Source organism: Bifidobacterium sp., assembly GCF_050874245.1.
In the GTDB taxonomy this organism is placed as follows: domain Bacteria; phylum Actinomycetota; class Actinomycetes; order Actinomycetales; family Bifidobacteriaceae; genus Bifidobacterium.
In genome coordinates this window covers 1-17,853 of record NZ_JBNMKH010000046.1, presented here as the reverse complement: position 1 = coordinate 17,853, position 17,853 = coordinate 1, and the positions used below count along the sequence as shown (strand labels likewise).

Genomic DNA, 17,853 nt, shown 5'->3' with positions numbered 1-17,853 from the left:
GGACATCAGCTCCGAGCTGGGTGTGGCGTCCGTCGACGGTGCCGCCGAAGCAACCGTGAGCGCGCTGAGCGCCCTGGTGAACAAGGTCGCCCCGAACTATAAGGCCTTCGGTCCGGTGCTTTCCGATATCGTGCGCGATCGTGTGCGTGGCCTGTTCGGTGCCGCCGGCGTGAAGCTGGGCCAGATCACCAAGCGCGTAACCGACACCTGGCAGCTCGGCGAAGGCTGGGCCTCCCACGTGGTCGCCGCTCTGGTGCTCGAAACCCGTGACGGTGCCAGCTCCCGTGGCGGTGACCTTGCGTCGCTGCCCACCGACGCCGCCTCCAACGCTGCGGCCGCGAACGCGCTGATCGATGCGGCCGTGCAGAAGGTCGCTTCCGATAAGGGTGTGGCCGTGGCCATGCCGAGCGCCGGTGGTGCCGCTGGTGGCGCGGTGGTCGATTCCGTCGCTCTTGATGCTTTTGCTGCCAAGGTCACCGGTGCCGATGGCGTGCTTGCATCCACCGCGAAGTTCGTGCTGAACCAGCTCGGCGTCGCCGCTCCGGCACCCGAGGACGGCGCCGATGAGAACGCCGCCGTGGTCGCCGCCGTCGAAGCTGAGCTTGGCTCCGATTGGCCGAAGCAGGTCGAGCCGCGCTTCGACGCCCGCAAGGCCATTCTGTTCGACGATCGCTGGGCGTCCGCCCGCGAGGATCTTGCCCGCGCCTACTACGATGGCAACACGTCCGTGCTCTCCGGCAGCTTCGTCGGATTGGGCAAGGCGGTTGCCGCCGAAGCCAAGTGGTACGCCGACAAGACTGATGATGCTGAACTGAAAGCCGCCTACCAGCGTGTGGCCGCCGAGGCTCTGGAACCTGCCACCGAAGACGCCGCGAGCAGCCGTTTCGCAGGCGATGTGGCCGTGGTGACGGGCGTGGCTCCGAACTCCATCGCCGCGCAGGTGGTCAACGGCCTGCTTGCCGGCGGCGCGACCGTGGTCGCCACCTCGCACAGCTTCAAGCCGAGCGTGAAGGCATGGGCCAAGCAGACCTACCGCGAGCATGCGGCGGGTGACGCCAAGCTGTGGCTTGTGCCGGCAAACCTCTCCAGCTACCGCGATGTGGACGCATTGGCGGATTGGGTCGGCAACGTGCAGAAGAAGACCTCCGGCGCGACCACCACGATCTTGAAGCCTGCTTACGAGCCGAGCCTGTTCTTCCCGTTCGCGGCCCCGCCGGTGCACGGCACCTTGGCCGATTCGGGCGAACTGTTCGAATCCCAGGCACGACTCATGCTGTGGGGCGTCGAGCGTGCAATCACCGGTCTGGCGAAGATCGGCGCCGACACGGACGTCCAGCACAAGCTGCACGTGATCCTGCCAGGCTCCCCGAACCGCGGTATCTTCGGCGGCGACGGCGCCTACGGCGAGGTGAAGAGCTCCTTCGATGCGATCGTCAACCGCGCCCGCGCCGAAAAGGTGTGGTCCAGCCGTGTGACCTTCGCCCATCCGAAGATCGGCTGGGTGCGTGGCACCGGCCTGATGGGCGGCAACGACCCGCTGGTCGAGGTCGTGGAACGTCACGGTCTGAAGACCTACTCCACCGCCGAAATCGCGGTGAAGCTGCTTGACCTGGCCACCCGTGAATCCCGCGAGGCCGCTGTACGGGCTCCGCTCGACGTGGATCTGACCGGCGGATTGGGCTCCGAGCCGATCGACATCAAGGCGCTGCGTGCCGAAGCCATGGCTGACGCCGAGAGGGCCGCCGCAACGGCTGCCGACACGACCAAGGAATCCGATGCGAAGCAGGCCGGCGCGCTCATCAAGGCGCTGCCGAGCCCGCACGTCCCGCAGCAGGCTCCGGTCGACCTGTCCGATTGGAAGAACGTCACCGCACGTCCGGAGGACGAGATCGTGATCGTCTCCGTCGGCGAGCTGGGCCCGTGGGGCTCCGGCCGTACCCGTTTCGAGGCCGAGCTGGGCATCCACTCCGACGGCAAGGTCGACCTGTCCGCCGGCGCGGTGCTCGAACTGGCCTGGAACATGGGTCTGCTTACGTGGAACGACAGCCCGAAGCCGGGCTGGTACGACACCGACGGCAACCTGGTGCCCGAAGAGGACATCGCCGAACGCTACCACGATGAGGTTGTGGCGCGTTCCGGCATCCGTCCGTTCGAAGAAGGCATGGGCAACGACTACAAGGACGGCGCCGACGAGGAGGAAGCCGAGGTCTTCCTGGACCACGACGTGACCTTCTCCGTGCCGACCCGCGAAATCGCCGAGGAATACGTCAAGCTCGACGAGGCCCACACCACCATCGCCGCGGACAACGAATCCGGCGAGTGGAACGTGACCCGCCACGCCGGCTCCATGATCCGCGTGCCTCGCCGCGCGGCCATGACCCGTACCGTCGGCGGCCAGTTCCCGAAGGGCTTCGACCCGGTCAAGTGGGGCATCCCCGCCTCTATGGTCGGCGACGTCGACAAGATCGCCCTGTGGAACATCGTCACCACGGTGGACGCCTACCTGTCCGCGGGCTTCACCCCGGTGGAGATCCTGCAGGCGGTGCACCCGTCCATGGTCGCCTCCACCCAGGGCACCGGTTTCGGCGGCATGTCCTCCATGCGCAAGCTGTACCTCGACCGCTTCCTCAACCACGAGATCCCGACGGACATCCTGCAGGAGGCCCTGCCGAACGTCGTCGCGGCGCACGTGATGCAGTCCTACATCGGCGGCTACGGCAACATGATCCAGCCGGTCTCCGCCTGCGCCACCGCGGCCGTTTCCCTCGAAGAGGGCGCCGACAAGATCGCACTGGGCAAGGCCGACTTCGTGGTCACCGGCGCGATCGACGACATTGGCGTGGAATCCGTGATCGGCTTCGGCAACATGAACGCCACCGCCAACTCCGAGGAGATGTACGCCAAGGGCATCGACGCGCGCTTCTTCTCCCGTGCGAACGACCGTCGCCGTGGCGGCTTCGTCGAGTCCCAGGGTGGCGGCACCATCCTGCTGACCCGTGGCGATATCGCGCTGAAGCTCGGCCTGCCGGTCGCCGGCGTGGTCGGATTCGTCCACTCCTATGCGGACGGCGCGCACACCTCCATCCCGGCTCCGGGACTGGGTGCGCTCGCAGCGGGCATGGGCGGCAAGGACTCCAAGCTCGTGCACGACCTCGCCAAGCTCGGCGTCACGCCGGACGACATCGCCGTGGTCTCCAAGCACGACACGTCCACCAACGCCAACGATCCGAACGAATCCGAACTGCACAACACGCTGGCCCACGCCATCGGCCGCACCGACGGCAACCCGCTGTTCGTGATCTCGCAGAAGACGCTCACCGGCCATGCCAAGGGCGGCGCCTGCATCTTCCAGGTCAACGGCTTGACCCAGCTGTTCAAGTCCGGCGTGATTCCGGCGAATGCGGCCCTCGACTGCGTGGACCCGAAGCTTGCACGCGACGACCATATGGTCTGGCTGCGCAAGCCGCTGCACGTCGGCTCCGTCAAGGCGGGCCTGGCCACGTCGCTCGGCTTCGGCCATGTCTCCGGTTTCGCCGCGATCGTGAACCCGGGCGCGTTCGAGGCCTCCGTGGCCAACACCGCCGGCGCCGAGGCGCTGAACGAGTGGCGTGAACGTGCCAACGCTCGCCTGGCTGCCGGCCAGCGTCGTCTCGAGGAGGGCATGATGGGTCGTGCCGCCCTGTACGAGCCGATCGACAACCGCCGCTTCCATGAGGACAAGCGCGGCTACGATTCGCATGAGGTGGAGAAGGCCATGCTGCTCGATCCGAACGCACGGCTCGGCGCATCTGGCTATTTCGAGGCCTGAGCACAGTCCCATTGGAGTCCGCCCGCGCCATGATTCGGACGGATTCCAATGAATCTCCCAGAGAGGGGCAGTACCTTGTTGCACGGGGTATTGCCCCTTTTTGCCATATGCGATGTCATATGCGCCGTCGTATTGGCAGGCAAGGTGTTTCGGGGCGATTCCATGCGACCCTTCGGAAAGGCGGAAAAATGCTGGGTTTGGGGCATGACGTGGTGGATGTGCCGTCATTCGCCGAACAGTTGGACGAGCCCGGGTCGCGCATGCGCGGCCTGTTCTCCATGCGCGAGATATGGCAGACCGCGCAGCGCGCGCAGATTAAACATGATGAGGAAGCCGTGCATCTGGCGGCCCGCTGGGCGGGCAAGGAGGCGTTTCTGAAGGCGTGGTGCGCCGCGATTTCGCGTCATGCCGGAAACGACGGCACGGTCGAATATCCGTACACGCTGGACGATTTCCCGTGGGTGCGCATCGAGATACTTGACGATTCCCACGGCGTGCCCCACGTCGTGTTGTCGCCTGAAGTGCAACGCAGGATGCTGCAATCGCTTGGATTGCCTTCGGACGAACGGCATCCGTCGTACGACGTCTGCATCTCCCTGAGCCATGACGGGTCCATCGCATCCGCGGTGGTGACGCTCGAATTCTGAAAGCACGCGTCGGCCACTTGCAAAAGTTGTGGAAGTGTGTATAATAACTCGAGTCGTTTCGTGTCGATGCAAATCGGCGCAAAATGGTGCGCGGATGTAGCTCAATGGTAGAGCCTCAGTCTTCCAAACTGATTACGCGGGTTCGATTCCCGTCATCCGCTCCAGAACATCGTCAGAGAAGAAGTAAGGCGTGCTGCAAGGCACGCCTTTCGCATATGGGCATGCGATTGCCGGGCGCTGGATATGCCGTACGCGCCGTGACGAGCGGCGTGGCGGTCGCGGCACGGCGATTGCGGCGGAAAAGCGATATACGGAGCGAATATGGGGCAGAAGGCAGACAACAAGGCAACGGAAGTCGTGGGCGGCGTGGTCGAGACCGTCGACGTCTCCAAACATCCGACGGCGTCCATCGAACAGTCCGACCTGTCCCTGGCCGACATCGAGCGCCGCAAATCGCATCCGATCCGTTGGGCGCTGTTCATGGCGCTGGCTTTGGTGGCGATGATCGCGCCGTATTGGCTGGGACGTGTCGTCGCGGTCAGGGATGCCACATGGATGGTGGAGCATCTCGGATTCCTCGATCCGAAAGGCGTGGCGCTGATTTCCTGGACGGTCACCGTAGCGGCGCTTACCGGACTTGGGCTGATGGTCGCCGACACGAAGAAATGGCTGTGGGGCGGCGTTTTCGTGGTGGGACTCGCCGCGGAGCAGTTCATCGCCGGCGTATGCCTGCTGAGCTTCAATTTCTGGAACGCCACCTACGTGATGTACGGCGGGGCATCGGGATTGGCGAACGCCGCCAATCTCGGCATCCTCGCGGCGGGCTTCGGCGTCGCCGTCTACGCGGTGCTGTGGGTGGGCCTGCTGGTGTGTATCAGGAAGGAATCCAAACTCAACGTGCTCACGCGCAGCTGGGCGTCGTTCCTGCTGTTCTTCGTCATCGAAGTGGCCGCTCTCTCCATTGTGATGTTCGGCGGCATATTGACGTCCATGGCGTGACGAGACGCGTTTCCGACCGGCGTTCTGCCGATGCGTGTCCGTGTGCGTCTGTCCTGCGGTTTTGGTCCGCCCGTCGTGTAAGATGTTCCCTTGGCGTGTTTCGCCCGCGGATAGAGAGCGCGTCGGCATTGGGCCGGCAGCACCGCGCAGCAATACAAGGAGGATGCCGTGGCACTTACGGCTGAGGAAAAGCAGGAAATCATCAAGACCTACGCAACCCACGAGGGTGACACCGGCTCCCCGGAGGTCCAGGTCGCACTGCTCACCAAGCGCATCGCTGATCTGACCGAGCACCTCAAGGAGCACAAGCACGATCACCACTCCCGTCGTGGTCTGCTGCTGATGGTCGGCGACCGTCGTCGTATGCTTGATTACCTCAAGCGCGTCGACATCAACCGCTACCGCTCCCTGATCGAGCGTCTGGGTCTGCGCCGATAACATTCTTCCGCCCGAGCGTCACTATGGCGCCCGGGCGTTTTTGCATGACAGCCGAGTTCGAGGAACAGACAGTTTGAAAGCCCGAAGGTTTGGGGCGTACGAGGTCTAGAATCTAGAGATGAGGAAGCGGCGGAGGTAACGCCGCGTCACGCATGTAGGAATCGGTTGGAGTCCGCTGAAGAGGACTGCCGATAGTAGGTATCAAGAAAAGAAAACAAAGGAGGAACCCTATGGAGGGTCCCGAAATCAAGGCTGTTGAAGCCGTAATCGATAATGGTTCGTTTGGCAAGCGCACGCTGCGCTTCGAGACCGGTCGTCTCGCCCAGCAGGCGGATGGTGCCGTCGCCGCCTATCTTGACGATGATTCGATGATTCTGTCGACCACCACCGCCGGCTCCAGCCCGAAGGAGAACTACGACTTCTTCCCGCTGACCGTGGACGTCGAAGAGAAGATGTACGCCGCCGGCAAGATCCCGGGCTCGTTCTTCCGCCGTGAAGGCCGTCCGAGCTCTGAAGCCATCCTGGCCTGCCGTATCATCGACCGTCCGCTGCGTCCGCTGTTCCCGCATACCCTGCGCAACGAGGTGCAGGTCGTCGAAACCGTGCTCGCCGTCAACCCGGACGACGCCTACGACGTCGTCGCGCTGAACGCGGCCTCCGCATCCACCATGATTTCCGGTCTGCCGTTCGAAGGCCCGGTCTCCGGTGTGCGTCTGGCCCTGATCGACGGCCAGTGGGTCGCCTTCCCGCGTTGGAGCGAGCGTGAGCGCGCCGTGTTCGAAATCGTGGTCGCCGGCCGTGTCGTCGAAAACGGCGACGTCGCCATCGCCATGATCGAAGCCGGTGCCGGCAAGAACGCATGGCACCTCATCTATGACGAAGGCCAGACCAAGCCGGACGAGGAAGTCGTCGCCGGTGGTCTTGAGGCCGCCAAGCCGTTCATCAAGGTGATCTGCGAGGCCCAGAACGAGCTCAAGGCCAAGGCCGCGAAGGAAACCAAGGAATTCCAGCTCTTCCCGGAGTACACCGAGGATCTGTACAACCGCATCGACGAGATTGCGCACGCCGACCTCGACGAGGCCCTGTCCATCGCCGAGAAGCTGCCGCGCCAGGATCGCATCAAGGAAATCAAGGAAGGCGTCAAGGCCACCCTCGCCGGCGAGTTCACCGACATGGACGATGCCGAGAAGGACAAGGAGATCGGCAACGCCTTCAAGGAGCTGCAGCGCCAGATCGTGCGCCGCCGCATCCTGACCCAGGATTACCGCATCGACGGCCGTGGCCTGCGCGACATCCGCACCCTGTCCGCCGAAGTGGACATCGTGCCGCGCGTGCACGGCTCCGCCCTGTTCCAGCGCGGCGAAACCCAGATCCTGGGCGTCACCACGCTGAACATGCTCAAGATGGAGCAGCAGATCGACGCACTGTCCGGTCCGCAGTCCAAGCGTTACATGCACAACTACGAGATGCCGCCGTACTCCACCGGTGAGACCGGCCGCGTCGGTTCCCCGAAGCGCCGCGAGATCGGCCACGGTGCCCTCGCCGAGAAGGCCCTCGTGCCGGTGCTGCCGAGCCGCGAGGAATTCCCGTATGCCATCCGCCAGGTGTCCGAGGCCATCGGCTCCAACGGTTCCACTTCCATGGGTTCCGTGTGCGCCTCCACCCTGTCCCTGCTCGCTGCCGGCGTTCCGCTGAAGGCTCCGGTCGCTGGTATCGCCATGGGCCTCGTCTCCGGCGATGTGGACGGCAAGCACATCTACAAGACGCTGACCGACATCCTCGGCGCCGAAGACGCCTTCGGTGACATGGACTTCAAGGTGGCCGGCACCTCCGAATTCATCACTGCCCTGCAGCTCGACACCAAGCTCGACGGCATTCCGGCCGACATCCTGGCGTCCGCCCTGCAGCAGGCCAAGGAAGCCCGCACCACCATCCTCGAGGTCATCAACGAGTGCATCGACGGCCCGGCCGAGATGAGCCCGTACGCGCCGCGCATCATCACCACCAGCGTTCCGGTGGAGAAGATCGGCGAGGTCATCGGCCCGAAGGGCAAGATGATCAACCAGATCCAGGAGGAGACCGGCGCCGAGATCGCCATCGAGGATGACGGCACCGTGTTCATCTCCTCCGAAGGCGGCAAAGGCGCTGAGAAGGCCAAGCAGATCATCGACCAGATCGCCAACCCGCATGTGCCGGAAGCCGGCGAGACCTACAACGGCAAGGTCGTGAAGACCACGTCCTTCGGTGCGTTCGTGAACCTGACTCCGGGCACCGACGGCCTGCTGCACATCTCCCAGATCCGCAATCTGGCCAATGGCGAGCGCATCGACGCTGTCGAGGACGTGCTCAAGGAAGGCGACACCGTCGAGGTGGTCGTGCAGGGCGTCGACGACCGTGGCAAGATTTCGCTGGCCATCCCGGGCTTCGAGGATCAGGAATCCTCCGCTCCGCGCCGCGACCGTGGCGATCGTGATGACCGTCGTGGCGGCCGCGGACGTCGTGATGACCGTCGTCGTTCCGATGACCGTGACGACCGCGATTACGATGATCGTCCGCGTCGTCGTCGCTCCGACCGCGACGATGACCGTGACTACGATCGTGATGATCGTCCGCGTCGTCGTCGTTCCGATCGTGATGATCGTGACCGTGACTATGACCGTGATGACCGTCGTCGTTCCGATCGTGACGACCGCGATTACGATGATCGTCCGCGTCGTCGTCGTTCCGATCGTGATGATCGTGATCGTGACTATGACCGTGATGACCGTCGTTCCGATCGTCGTCGTGGCGGCCGTCGTGATGACCGCAACCCGCGTTACGCAGCCGACGAGAACTACGACGAGTACCGCGCCGATCGCGAGGAGCGCTCCGAGCGTCCGCGCCGCCGCGTGCGCCGCGACTTTGATCCGTTCGAGGACTGAGCCGTTGTATAGCGCGACTGTCGCATGATTTGATGAAAACCCACTCCGTAAGGGGTGGGTTTTCTCATATTCGACATGCTATGCAAACATTTGCGTCAATCGATTTACGAATATGCCAAAATAATAGACATAATTCCGAATTGTGTAGCCCTCATGAGAAAATAAAACAACCAAACAAGCGAAGAAGCAAGGATTTTCTCATGATATTCGGCATTATTGCACTCGTTGTCATTGTGTTGGTCATTTTGTGGGGCGTCTCCGCCTACAACGGTCTGGTCACGTTGCGCAACCGCGTGAAGAACGGCTGGTCGCAGATCGACGTGCAGCTCAAGCAACGCGCCGACCTCATCCCGAATCTCGTCCAGACGGTCAAAGGCTATGCGGCCCATGAATCACAGGTGCTCACCCAGGTGACCCAGGCCCGAGCCAACGCGCTTCAGGCGGCGCAATCCGGCGACGTGCAGCAGCGCATCCAGGCCGAGAATCAACTCAGCCGTGCGATCATGAACCTTCAGGCGGTGGCGGAGGCGTATCCGCAGCTGCAGGCCAACCAGAACTTCCTGGATCTGCAGGGCCAGCTCAAGGCGCTTGAGGAGAAGATCGCCTACGCGCGCCAGTTCTACAACGATGTGGTGCAGAAGTACAACACCAAGATCGAGGTCGTGCCTTCGAACATCATCGCCGGACTGTTCCACTTCGAGCAGGCGTCCTACTTCCAGATCGACGAGGCGGACCGTCAGGCCCCTCAGGTCCAGTTCTGAGCATTTCCATACAGCGTTTCCATACGGAAGAAAGGGAACGCCGACGGGATGGATACTTCGCCGGTGCTCCCTTTTTCGCATATGCGGTACGTCGGCTTCTCGCGGCCCGTCCGCTTAGAGAGCCAAGAGAGAGCATATGAATATCAAACGTGCGTTGGTCGGCGTGCTGTCCGCGGTGGCCGCGGCGGCACTGCTATTGGGCGCCGCCTTTCTGGGGCTGAAGTTGGTGTCCGCCAGGGTCGAACCGGATTTGAGCTACCGTACGCTCGATTACGACGCCACGGTGCTTAGGAATGGCGACCTCAAGATCACGCAGCATATCGATATGAAGCTGAAAGACCGTGGCCGCGATTGGAAACAGATGTACCAGCGGTACATGCTCCACTCCAGCGATCTGACGAATATCGACGATATCAGCGTGAAGGACGTCACCAACAACGAGACGTACGTCCAAGGCAATTTTGCGTTTCCCGATAATGTCACCAATTGGAACGCCAGATACGCAGGCCAGTGGTACATCGTGGACGTCACTGATTTAAGTGATCCTCAGCCTTTCGATCCTGAGACCGACGGTTTGCAGGCCGATTCATCGTCATCTAAGAAGTTTGTGGAAATCGGTTGGAATATTCCGGAAACCTCATCCGCTGACAGCCTCAAATTCGACGTGTCCATGACCATGCATGGCGTGAGCACCGCCTACGATGACGTCGTCTCCTTCCAATGGGAGCCGTTCGGTTGGGAGAACGGAGTGCCGATCGGCAAAGTGACCGGCACGGTCACGTTCCCCGACGGTGTCGATAAGAAGAATTCCTGGGCGTGGTTGCATACCAGGAACTCGTCCACCACGAAACGTGGCAGGAACGGGTCTCTGGTCTTCTCTGCGGACGATATATGGTCCGGCGACTATCTGGACGTCGTGGCCATGTTCGATGTCGCGAAATCGCAGGACGTGGTACGCAAGACGAGCGGCGAACGCAAGCAGGAGCTCATCGACTACGAAACCCAGAGGGAGAAGGAGTGGCGCGACGAGCAGCATGATGAAGCCACCAAGCGTGTGACCGGCTGGGTCGGCTCGGCGCTGATCGGGCTGGCGTTCATTGCGGGATCGCTGTACCTCGGTATCACCAGCTTCCGCAAGTCGCAATACAAAGGCGATATCGAATACTGCCGCGACCTGCCCCACATGAGTCCGGCGGCCGCGGCGAGGATGGACGATGTCATGAGCGAGTCCTTCGCGATTCTCGGTTCCGGCAAGACCAAAGGCGACGACAAGCTGGTCAACCGGCAAATGTCCGCCACCGTGATGTCGCTCGCGTCGAAGGGCGCAATCGCCATCTATCCGGGACCTGCGAAACTGTACAACGGCATCGACCTGACCGTAACCGATGCCGCGTCGGTGGCCGGGATGCTCGGCTCGGATGCCGCGACCGCACGCAAGATGAAGAAGACCAGCACGATCGTCATCATGCCTGTCGTGCGCGATGACATCGACTCGTTGCTGCTGAGCTCGTCCGAACGTGCGGCGCTCGACATCCTGCTCAAGGCGTCCTCGCGGTTGAAGGATGCGCAGGTGTTCGATCTCAAACAGATGAACAAGGCGTTCAAACGCTACAGCAAGGGCTACAGACTGCTGCGGGATTTCGACGACGCCTGCTCCAAGGAATTCGACAATCTGATTGCCGTCAATTCGACGAGGGGATTGCTGAATGGCCTGGTCGGCATTCTTGGCTTGGTTTTCGCGTTTTATCAGGGTGTGAAGTATGGAGGACGAGGTGAGATCGCCGTGACGGCGATCGTCTGCGTACCTGTCGTGCTGGCGTGCATGTTCTCGTTGGTGTACGGCAAATTTGACGCATTGACGGAACGCGGTCAGAAGTATGGCGGCCAAGTGGTTGGGCTGAAGCGATATCTGCTTGATTTCAGCGATTTCACCGACCGTGGCGTGCTTGATATGACGTTGTGGGGCCGGTACATGGTGTATGCCACCGCGTTCGGCATTGCCGACAAGGCGATGGCGCAGTTGGCCAAGGCATATCCGGAAGTGGCCGATCCGCAGTGGCTGGACGAGCATGCCGGCTCGTCGTACATGTACATGCCGCTGCATTCCAGCAGCGTCATGGACGTATCCACCGGCGCCGCGATAGGCGCAAGCGTCGCGGCTGTGTCGTCGTTCAGCGCGAATTATGGTGATTTCGGCGCGCAGCTCAGCTCCAGCTTCGCCGACGTGCGCAGCACGATTGTCGATGCGGCGCCATCCTCCGGCGGCTCAAGCTTCGACGGCGGGTCGGGCGGTTCCTTCGATGGCGGCGGCGGTTTCGACGGCGGTGGCGGCGGCTCCGGTGGCGGCTCGTTCGGAGGGCGATGAGATGAGTGGTCCGTGCGATGTAAGTGGATACGTGGGATATGAGGGAAAGAAGGTGATGGCACGTGGATAAGGACCGTGTCAAAGGAGGCATAGTCGCCGTAATCGTCGCGTTCGTGGCGGTGGTCGCCGTGGTGCTTGTGACGTTCTTCGCGTCCGGCGACGAGGCGGATCTGAGCTGCCGTTCCGTCGATTTCGACGCCCGGCTGCAAAGCAACGGCGACATCAGATTTACGGAGCATCTGGACTACCAGCTGAAGGAACGCGAGGACGACGACGGCGATGCCAAACCGTGGAAACAGCTGTACATCACCTTCAAACTGCGTAACCAGGATCTGACGAACATCACCGACATCTCCGTGACGAACGCCTCCACAGGCGAGGAGTACACACGAATCGATCCGAAACTGCCGAACGGCATATCCGACAGCGAATGGAATTCGGAGTATGCGGGACACTGGTACATCGCCGACACCACGTACGGTTCCAACTATCCGCAGCCGTTCGATTCCAATACCGACGGACTCAACCCCAATGGTTCGGGGGATGAGCGAAAAATCGAAATCGGATGGAACATCCCCGCCACCGTCAGACAGAGCAGCCTCAGATTCGACGTGTCCATGACGTTCCATGACATGGCCACGCGGCATGACGACGTGACAAGCCTCCAATGGGAGATGTTCCCCGAAGACAACCCGGTGCCGGTCGGCAAGGTCACCGCCACCGTACGCTTCCCCGAGGGTATCGGCTCCGACGATTCATGGGCGTGGCTGCATACCGAGGCCACGTCCCAAACGTCGCGCGACGCCGACGGCACGTTGCATTTCACCGTCGACGACCTGCGCACCGAACAGTACGTCGACCTCGTAGCGGCGTTCGACAACGACGGTGCGGACGGCGTCGAACGCGCCGAATCCGGCGATTACCTGGACGAGCTCAAATCCACGGAGGCGGGCAAGGAGAAGCGGTGGCGTGACAGCCAGCGGAACAAGGCGCGTCTGACCGTCGCCGGCTGGCTGGTCTGCCTTGCGCTGGGCGTGCTGTGCTGCGTGCTGGCGATCCGTGGCATGCTCTCCTCGAATCGCGAGGCCACTTACCGCGGCGGCATCGAGTATTGGCGCGAACGTCCGCAGGTCAGTCCCGCGTCCGCCGCGCATCTGATCGACGTGGTGGATGACGCCAAGGGAGAGCGATCGTCGCGCGCCTTGACGGCAACGGTGCTGGCGCTGGTGGTCAAGAAGGCGCTCGCCGTGTATCCGGGGCCGTCCAGCCTGTATCGGGGCATCGACCTGAGCCGGGCGAACGCGGCGGACATGGCGCGCATGATTTCCTCCGACCCGAACCGCGCCGGCGCCGCATCGACCACCACCACGCTGGTGATTCTGCCGGACGCGCTGTCCCATAAGGAAACCTTGGGGCTGAGCCGGTCCGAGGATGCCTGCCTGCAGCTGCTGATCCGCATCTCCGCACGGGTGGGCTCTCCGGTGTTCGACTTCAACCAGATGAAGACCGCCTGCTCCGATTGGGAGAACGGCTATCAGGAGATGGAGCATTTCACCAATGCGTGCGATATTGAATTCCTGAAGCTGAACGCGGTCAGAAGCACCAGCGGACTGTGGCTGCCGATGGGCGTCCTGTCCATAATCGTCGGTCTGGCCGGTGCGCTGCTCAACGCCACCGGTAATATCGCGTTGGCGCTGTGCCTCGGCATACCGTTCGTCTGCATTGGCGCGTTCTGTCTGGCTTCCGGGCGCAAAGAGGGACTCACCGAATCCGGACAGACCTACGCGGGCGAATGCCTGGGCCTCAAACGCTATATGGAGGATTTCTCCAACTTCTCCGATCGTGGTGCGCTCGATTTGGTGATGTGGAACTGGTACTTGGTGTATGCGGCCGCCTTCGGCATCTCCGACAAGGTGGCTCGGGAGTTCGCCAAGGCGTATCCCGAGGTCAACGATCCGCGGTGGCTTGACACGTATGGTTACGATTCCCTCGGATATTGGACGTATCGTTCCCATGCGTGGGGTGGGTCGACTGGCATGGGAGGCATGTCCGGTCCGTTCGGCGGAACGCGGTTCGTCGGAGGCATCGGCGATATCGGCTCCCAGCTGAGTTCCGGCTTCGCGTCGATCAGTTCCACGATTGCCGCGGCGGCGCCGTCATCCTCGTCGGGCGGCTCTGGTGGCTCCTTCTCCGGCGGCGGCTTCGGTGGAGGCGGTGGAGGCGGCGGTGGCGGCGGTCTTGGAGGCCGCTGAGCCGCGGAAGTCGTCCCGCAGAGCGTGAAGCCGCATGCGCCGTCATCGTTCGTCCGATGGAACGGTCATTCGACGGGACGGCAAGGAAAGCCTGCCTTTCGCCCATGGCGATTGGTAGGCTTTTCCATTGGATCAAGAACTTGGGATCGGGCGTGTCCGGCTTGGGCATATCGTCGTGACGCGCCTTGTCGCGAAGGAGAGAATATGACGCTGTTCCGTGATCTCGGACCGTTCCATACCACCGCCATTGGCCACGGCGAAATGCCGCTGACCATCGAGAACAACCGCGGGCATGACGTTGGCATCGAAACTCTGCACGCCTCGCTGGACGCCGGCTGCCGCCACATCGACACCGCATGGGCCTACTACACGCCGGGCGAGGAGGAGCAGACCGGCGAGAAGCTGGTGCGCGAGGCCTTGGAAACCTGGAATGGCCCGCGTGACGAGGTCACCGTGGCCACCAAGGTGGGTCTGCGCCGCGCATGGGACGGCGACAAGCCGATTTGGCCGCGCGACGGCAAGCCGGAGCATCTCATCGAATATGGCAAGCAGTCCGCGCGGGCGCTCGGCGTCGATTCGATCGACCTGCTCTACCTGCACCGCCACGACCCGGAAGTGCCGTACAACGAATCCTGTGAAGGTATCAAGGCGCTGCTCGACCAAGGCGTCGCGCAGTGGGCCGGTGTGTCCAATGTGAGCATCGAACAGCTCAAAATCGCACAGGAGATTCTCGGCGACAAACTTGTGGCCGTGCAGAACCAGTATTCCCCGATCCACCTGGAAACCCAGGACACGCTGGAATACTGCGCCAAGGAAGGCCTCGCCTTCGTGTGCTGGAGCCCGCTCGGCGGCTACCGTCATCCGTACGACGAGCACCTGTTCGACCCGTTCCGCGAGGTGGCTGCCAAGCATGGCGTGAGCTACCAGCGCGTGGTGCTGGCTTGGGAGCTGGCCAAGGGCGATCACATGTTCGTGATCCCCGGCGCGCACCATCCCGAAACCATCCTCGACTCGCTCAAGGCGGACGAGCTCGAGCTCAGTCCCGAGGAGCTTGCCTTCCTCGGCTGAGATGGGCTGAGATGTGATGCGAACGGCGTCTACAGCACCGCGAACGCGAAGTCGGCAAGCAGCTTGACGCCGTAGAGCATCACCACCGCGCCGCACACGCGGTTCATCGCGGTGACGATTCTCGGACTGAACCTGTGGCTGAACAGCGAAACCAGCAGGGTGACGCCGAAGAACCACAGCGCCGAAGCGGTCTCCACGCCGGTGATGAACGGCGTGGACTGGCCGACGGTGAGCGTCGCGCTGAACGCTCCGAGCATGAGCGTGCCGTCGATGATGGCTTGCGGATTGCACCACGTCACCACGCCGGCGGTGATGATGGTATGCAGCAGCGCGTTGCCGCCGGCCTTCGCGCTGATGCGTTGCACGAGTCCCTGCGGCTGCGGATTCTCTTGCGATTGTTGATTTCTCGCTTCGTCGCCGCTTGTGCGGGGAAACAGCAGTCCGGCGCCGATCCTGATGACCACCAGACCTCCCACGGCAAGCACTCCCAGCTTCAGCCACGCATGGTCCTGCATAAGCTTGCCGACGCCGAAGAAGCAGGCCAGTGACAGCGATGCGTCGAAACACAGCACGATCAGCGCGGTCAGCAGCGCGCGGCGACGCGGCTTGGTGAGCGCCGAATCGATCACGAACAGATTCTGCATGCCGATCGGCGCCACATACGCCAATCCCAACGTCAATCCTTGGAAAAAGAATCCCATGCTCGCCTCGTATTCCGTCCAAACAGATTTGGCTGGTTGTAATCAACCCAGCCAAAACCAACCAAATCTATGGTTTTTGCGATTGGTGCGTATCTGCAATCGCACGTAAAACAACGCAACCAGTGTCATATTGTATGGTGGCTGCTATAATGAGCAACCAGCCAAAAAACGAAGTTTGGCTCAACCAAACGTGGAGAGCAGTGGTACAAGGAACGATATGGCACGCATCGCACCGTTGAATATCGGCTGGAAGCCGGACCGGGACGCCGGCAAACCCGTCACCGAGCAGATCGTCGACTACATGTGCGAACAGGTGCAAAGCGGCAACTGGTCGATCGGCTCGCGTCTGCCGTCGCAGCGCGCGCTCGCCGAATGGTTCGGCGTGAACCGCTCCACCGTCATCGCGGCCATCAACGAACTGTCCGATTACGGCATCGTGGAGGGTCGGCATGGCGCGGGCACCAGAATCGTCAGCAACACGTGGTCGCTGATGCTGCCGGGCGCGCCCGACTGGGCCGATTACGTGGATTCCGGCTTTTTCAAGGCCAACAACGACACCATCCAGGCCATCAACCGTTACGAATTCACGCCGGGCATGACGCGCATCGGCACCGGCGAGCTCGATCCACGGCTGTTCCCGAAAGCCATGTGGCGTCAGGTGCTCGGCGAGGCCGCGGATGAGATCGACTCGCTCGGCTATCCGCCTCCCGAAGGCCTGCCCGAGCTGCGCGAGGCCATCGCGGCGCATATGCGGGCCACCGGCGTCGACTGCACGGCCAGCCAGGTGCTGGTCACGTCCGGCGCGCTGCAGGCGTTGCAGATGATTTCCGTGAGTCTTTTGCCAGCCGGCACCACCGTGTATGCGGAATCCCCGAGCTACATCAAGTCGCTGCAGGTGTTCCAATCGGCAGGCATGCATTTGGAAGGCGTGCCGATGGATGACGACGGTCTGGACGTGCGCGCGCTGCGGAATCTGCTGCTGGAACGGCAGGGGAGGGCCGCGGGCACGTCGGCCGACCATCTGCCGTCGCGTGACGCCCGCGGTCGTAGGGACAACGCGATCCTGTACACCATTCCGACCAACCACAACCCGACCGGCGTCACCATGAGCGAACAACGTCGAAGCGAGCTGATCGAACTTTCCGTGGCCAACCGACTGCCGATCATCGAGGACGGAGCCTACCGCGACCTGTATTTCGGCGCGCGACCGCTGCCGTCGCTGAAGGCGCTCGACGAGACCGGCATGGTCGTCACGCTCGGCAGCGCGTCCAAATCGCTCGCTCCCGGACTGCGTATCGGCTGGCTGGTCGCTGCCGAGCCGATCGTGCAACGGCTCGCCGACGTGAAGATGCAGATGGATTACGGCGCGAGCGCGCTGAGCCAATGGACGTTCGCACGATTCCTGTCGAACGGCATGTACGACGAATACGTCGACGGGTTGAAACGCGAGCTTCGCCGCCGACGTGACTGCGCGCTCGAAACGCTCCGTACGAAACTGGGCGGGCGCGCCCATTGGAACGTGCCGGATGGCGGCTTCTACATCTGGCTCACCTTCGACCGGCCGATGCGCATGGGGCGTCTGTTCCAGCTGGCCGCAGAGCGGGGCGTGCTGCTCAACCCCGGCGACATCTACGATTTCGCCGCCGATAACTCTCTGCGCCTGAGCTACTCCTACACCACTGTGGAGGAGTTCGCCGACGCCGTGGACACGCTTGCCGACATCGCGCAAGGCATGTGACGCGGAATCCACTCGCATCCGCCTGTCCCGTGAATCTACGACAATATCTGATGGTCTTTTACGAGTAAGAGGAACATTCGTGCAAACAAGAAACAAGCCTGAGGTACTGGCCCCCGCCGGCAATTTGAGGGGTCTCAAGACCGCCGTCGACTACG

General features: G+C 62.5%; 11 protein-coding genes and 1 tRNA gene. 11 read left to right on the top strand and 1 reads right to left on the bottom strand.

Annotated features, from left to right (window positions below):
* The 10 genes from ACR0P8_RS06420 to ACR0P8_RS06375 form a co-directional block, all read left to right on the top strand.
* On the top strand, positions 1 to 3,808 hold a 3,808-nt coding region (locus ACR0P8_RS06420; RefSeq protein WP_432624307.1), incomplete at its 5' end, for a beta-ketoacyl synthase N-terminal-like domain-containing protein.
* 188 nt (positions 3,809 to 3,996) lie between these two features.
* Positions 3,997 to 4,455, top strand: coding sequence for a holo-ACP synthase (locus tag ACR0P8_RS06415; RefSeq protein ID WP_432624306.1), 459 nt, complete (start codon positions 3,997 to 3,999; stop codon positions 4,453 to 4,455).
* Positions 4,456 to 4,545: 90 nt separating this feature from the next.
* Positions 4,546 to 4,619 (top strand) — tRNA-Gly (locus ACR0P8_RS06410).
* Between the two features lie 157 nt (positions 4,620 to 4,776).
* Complete coding sequence (locus ACR0P8_RS06405; RefSeq protein ID WP_432624305.1) at positions 4,777 to 5,454, top strand: hypothetical protein; 678 nt, start codon at positions 4,777 to 4,779, stop codon at positions 5,452 to 5,454.
* A gap of 168 nt (positions 5,455 to 5,622) precedes the next feature.
* The gene (gene rpsO / locus ACR0P8_RS06400) at positions 5,623 to 5,892 is read left to right on the top strand and encodes a 30S ribosomal protein S15 (protein ID WP_003807806.1); all 270 of its coding nucleotides are present in this window, start codon (positions 5,623 to 5,625) and stop codon (positions 5,890 to 5,892) included.
* Positions 5,893 to 6,122: 230 nt separating this feature from the next.
* Positions 6,123 to 8,813 (top strand): polyribonucleotide nucleotidyltransferase, encoded by a 2,691-nt coding sequence (locus ACR0P8_RS06395; protein WP_432624304.1) that lies wholly within the window; start codon positions 6,123 to 6,125, stop codon positions 8,811 to 8,813.
* Positions 8,814 to 9,013: 200 nt separating this feature from the next.
* Positions 9,014 to 9,574 carry a LemA family protein gene (locus ACR0P8_RS06390; RefSeq protein ID WP_432624303.1) on the top strand — a complete coding sequence of 187 codons (561 nt, stop codon included), beginning with the start codon at positions 9,014 to 9,016 and terminating at the stop codon, positions 9,572 to 9,574.
* Between the two features lie 136 nt (positions 9,575 to 9,710).
* Positions 9,711 to 11,939, top strand: a complete 2,229-nt coding sequence (locus ACR0P8_RS06385) for a DUF2207 domain-containing protein (protein ID WP_432624302.1) — start codon at positions 9,711 to 9,713, stop codon at positions 11,937 to 11,939.
* 62 nt (positions 11,940 to 12,001) lie between these two features.
* Positions 12,002 to 14,191 carry a DUF2207 domain-containing protein gene (locus ACR0P8_RS06380; RefSeq protein ID WP_432624301.1) on the top strand — a complete coding sequence of 730 codons (2,190 nt, stop codon included), beginning with the start codon at positions 12,002 to 12,004 and terminating at the stop codon, positions 14,189 to 14,191.
* Between the two features lie 204 nt (positions 14,192 to 14,395).
* On the top strand, positions 14,396 to 15,259 hold the full coding sequence (locus ACR0P8_RS06375; RefSeq protein ID WP_432624300.1) for an aldo/keto reductase: 864 nt from the start codon (positions 14,396 to 14,398) through the stop codon (positions 15,257 to 15,259).
* Between the two features lie 29 nt (positions 15,260 to 15,288).
* Here ACR0P8_RS06375 and ACR0P8_RS06370 read toward each other — a convergent pair whose 3' ends face one another.
* Positions 15,289 to 15,960 carry a LysE/ArgO family amino acid transporter gene (locus ACR0P8_RS06370; RefSeq protein WP_432624299.1) on the bottom strand — a complete coding sequence of 224 codons (672 nt, stop codon included), beginning with the start codon at positions 15,958 to 15,960 and terminating at the stop codon, positions 15,289 to 15,291.
* Between the two features lie 217 nt (positions 15,961 to 16,177).
* Here ACR0P8_RS06370 and ACR0P8_RS06365 point away from each other — a divergent pair, with 217 nt between their 5' ends.
* On the top strand, positions 16,178 to 17,698 hold the full coding sequence (locus tag ACR0P8_RS06365) for a PLP-dependent aminotransferase family protein (protein WP_432624298.1): 1,521 nt from the start codon (positions 16,178 to 16,180) through the stop codon (positions 17,696 to 17,698).
* The last annotated feature ends 155 nt before the right edge of the window (positions 17,699 to 17,853 follow it).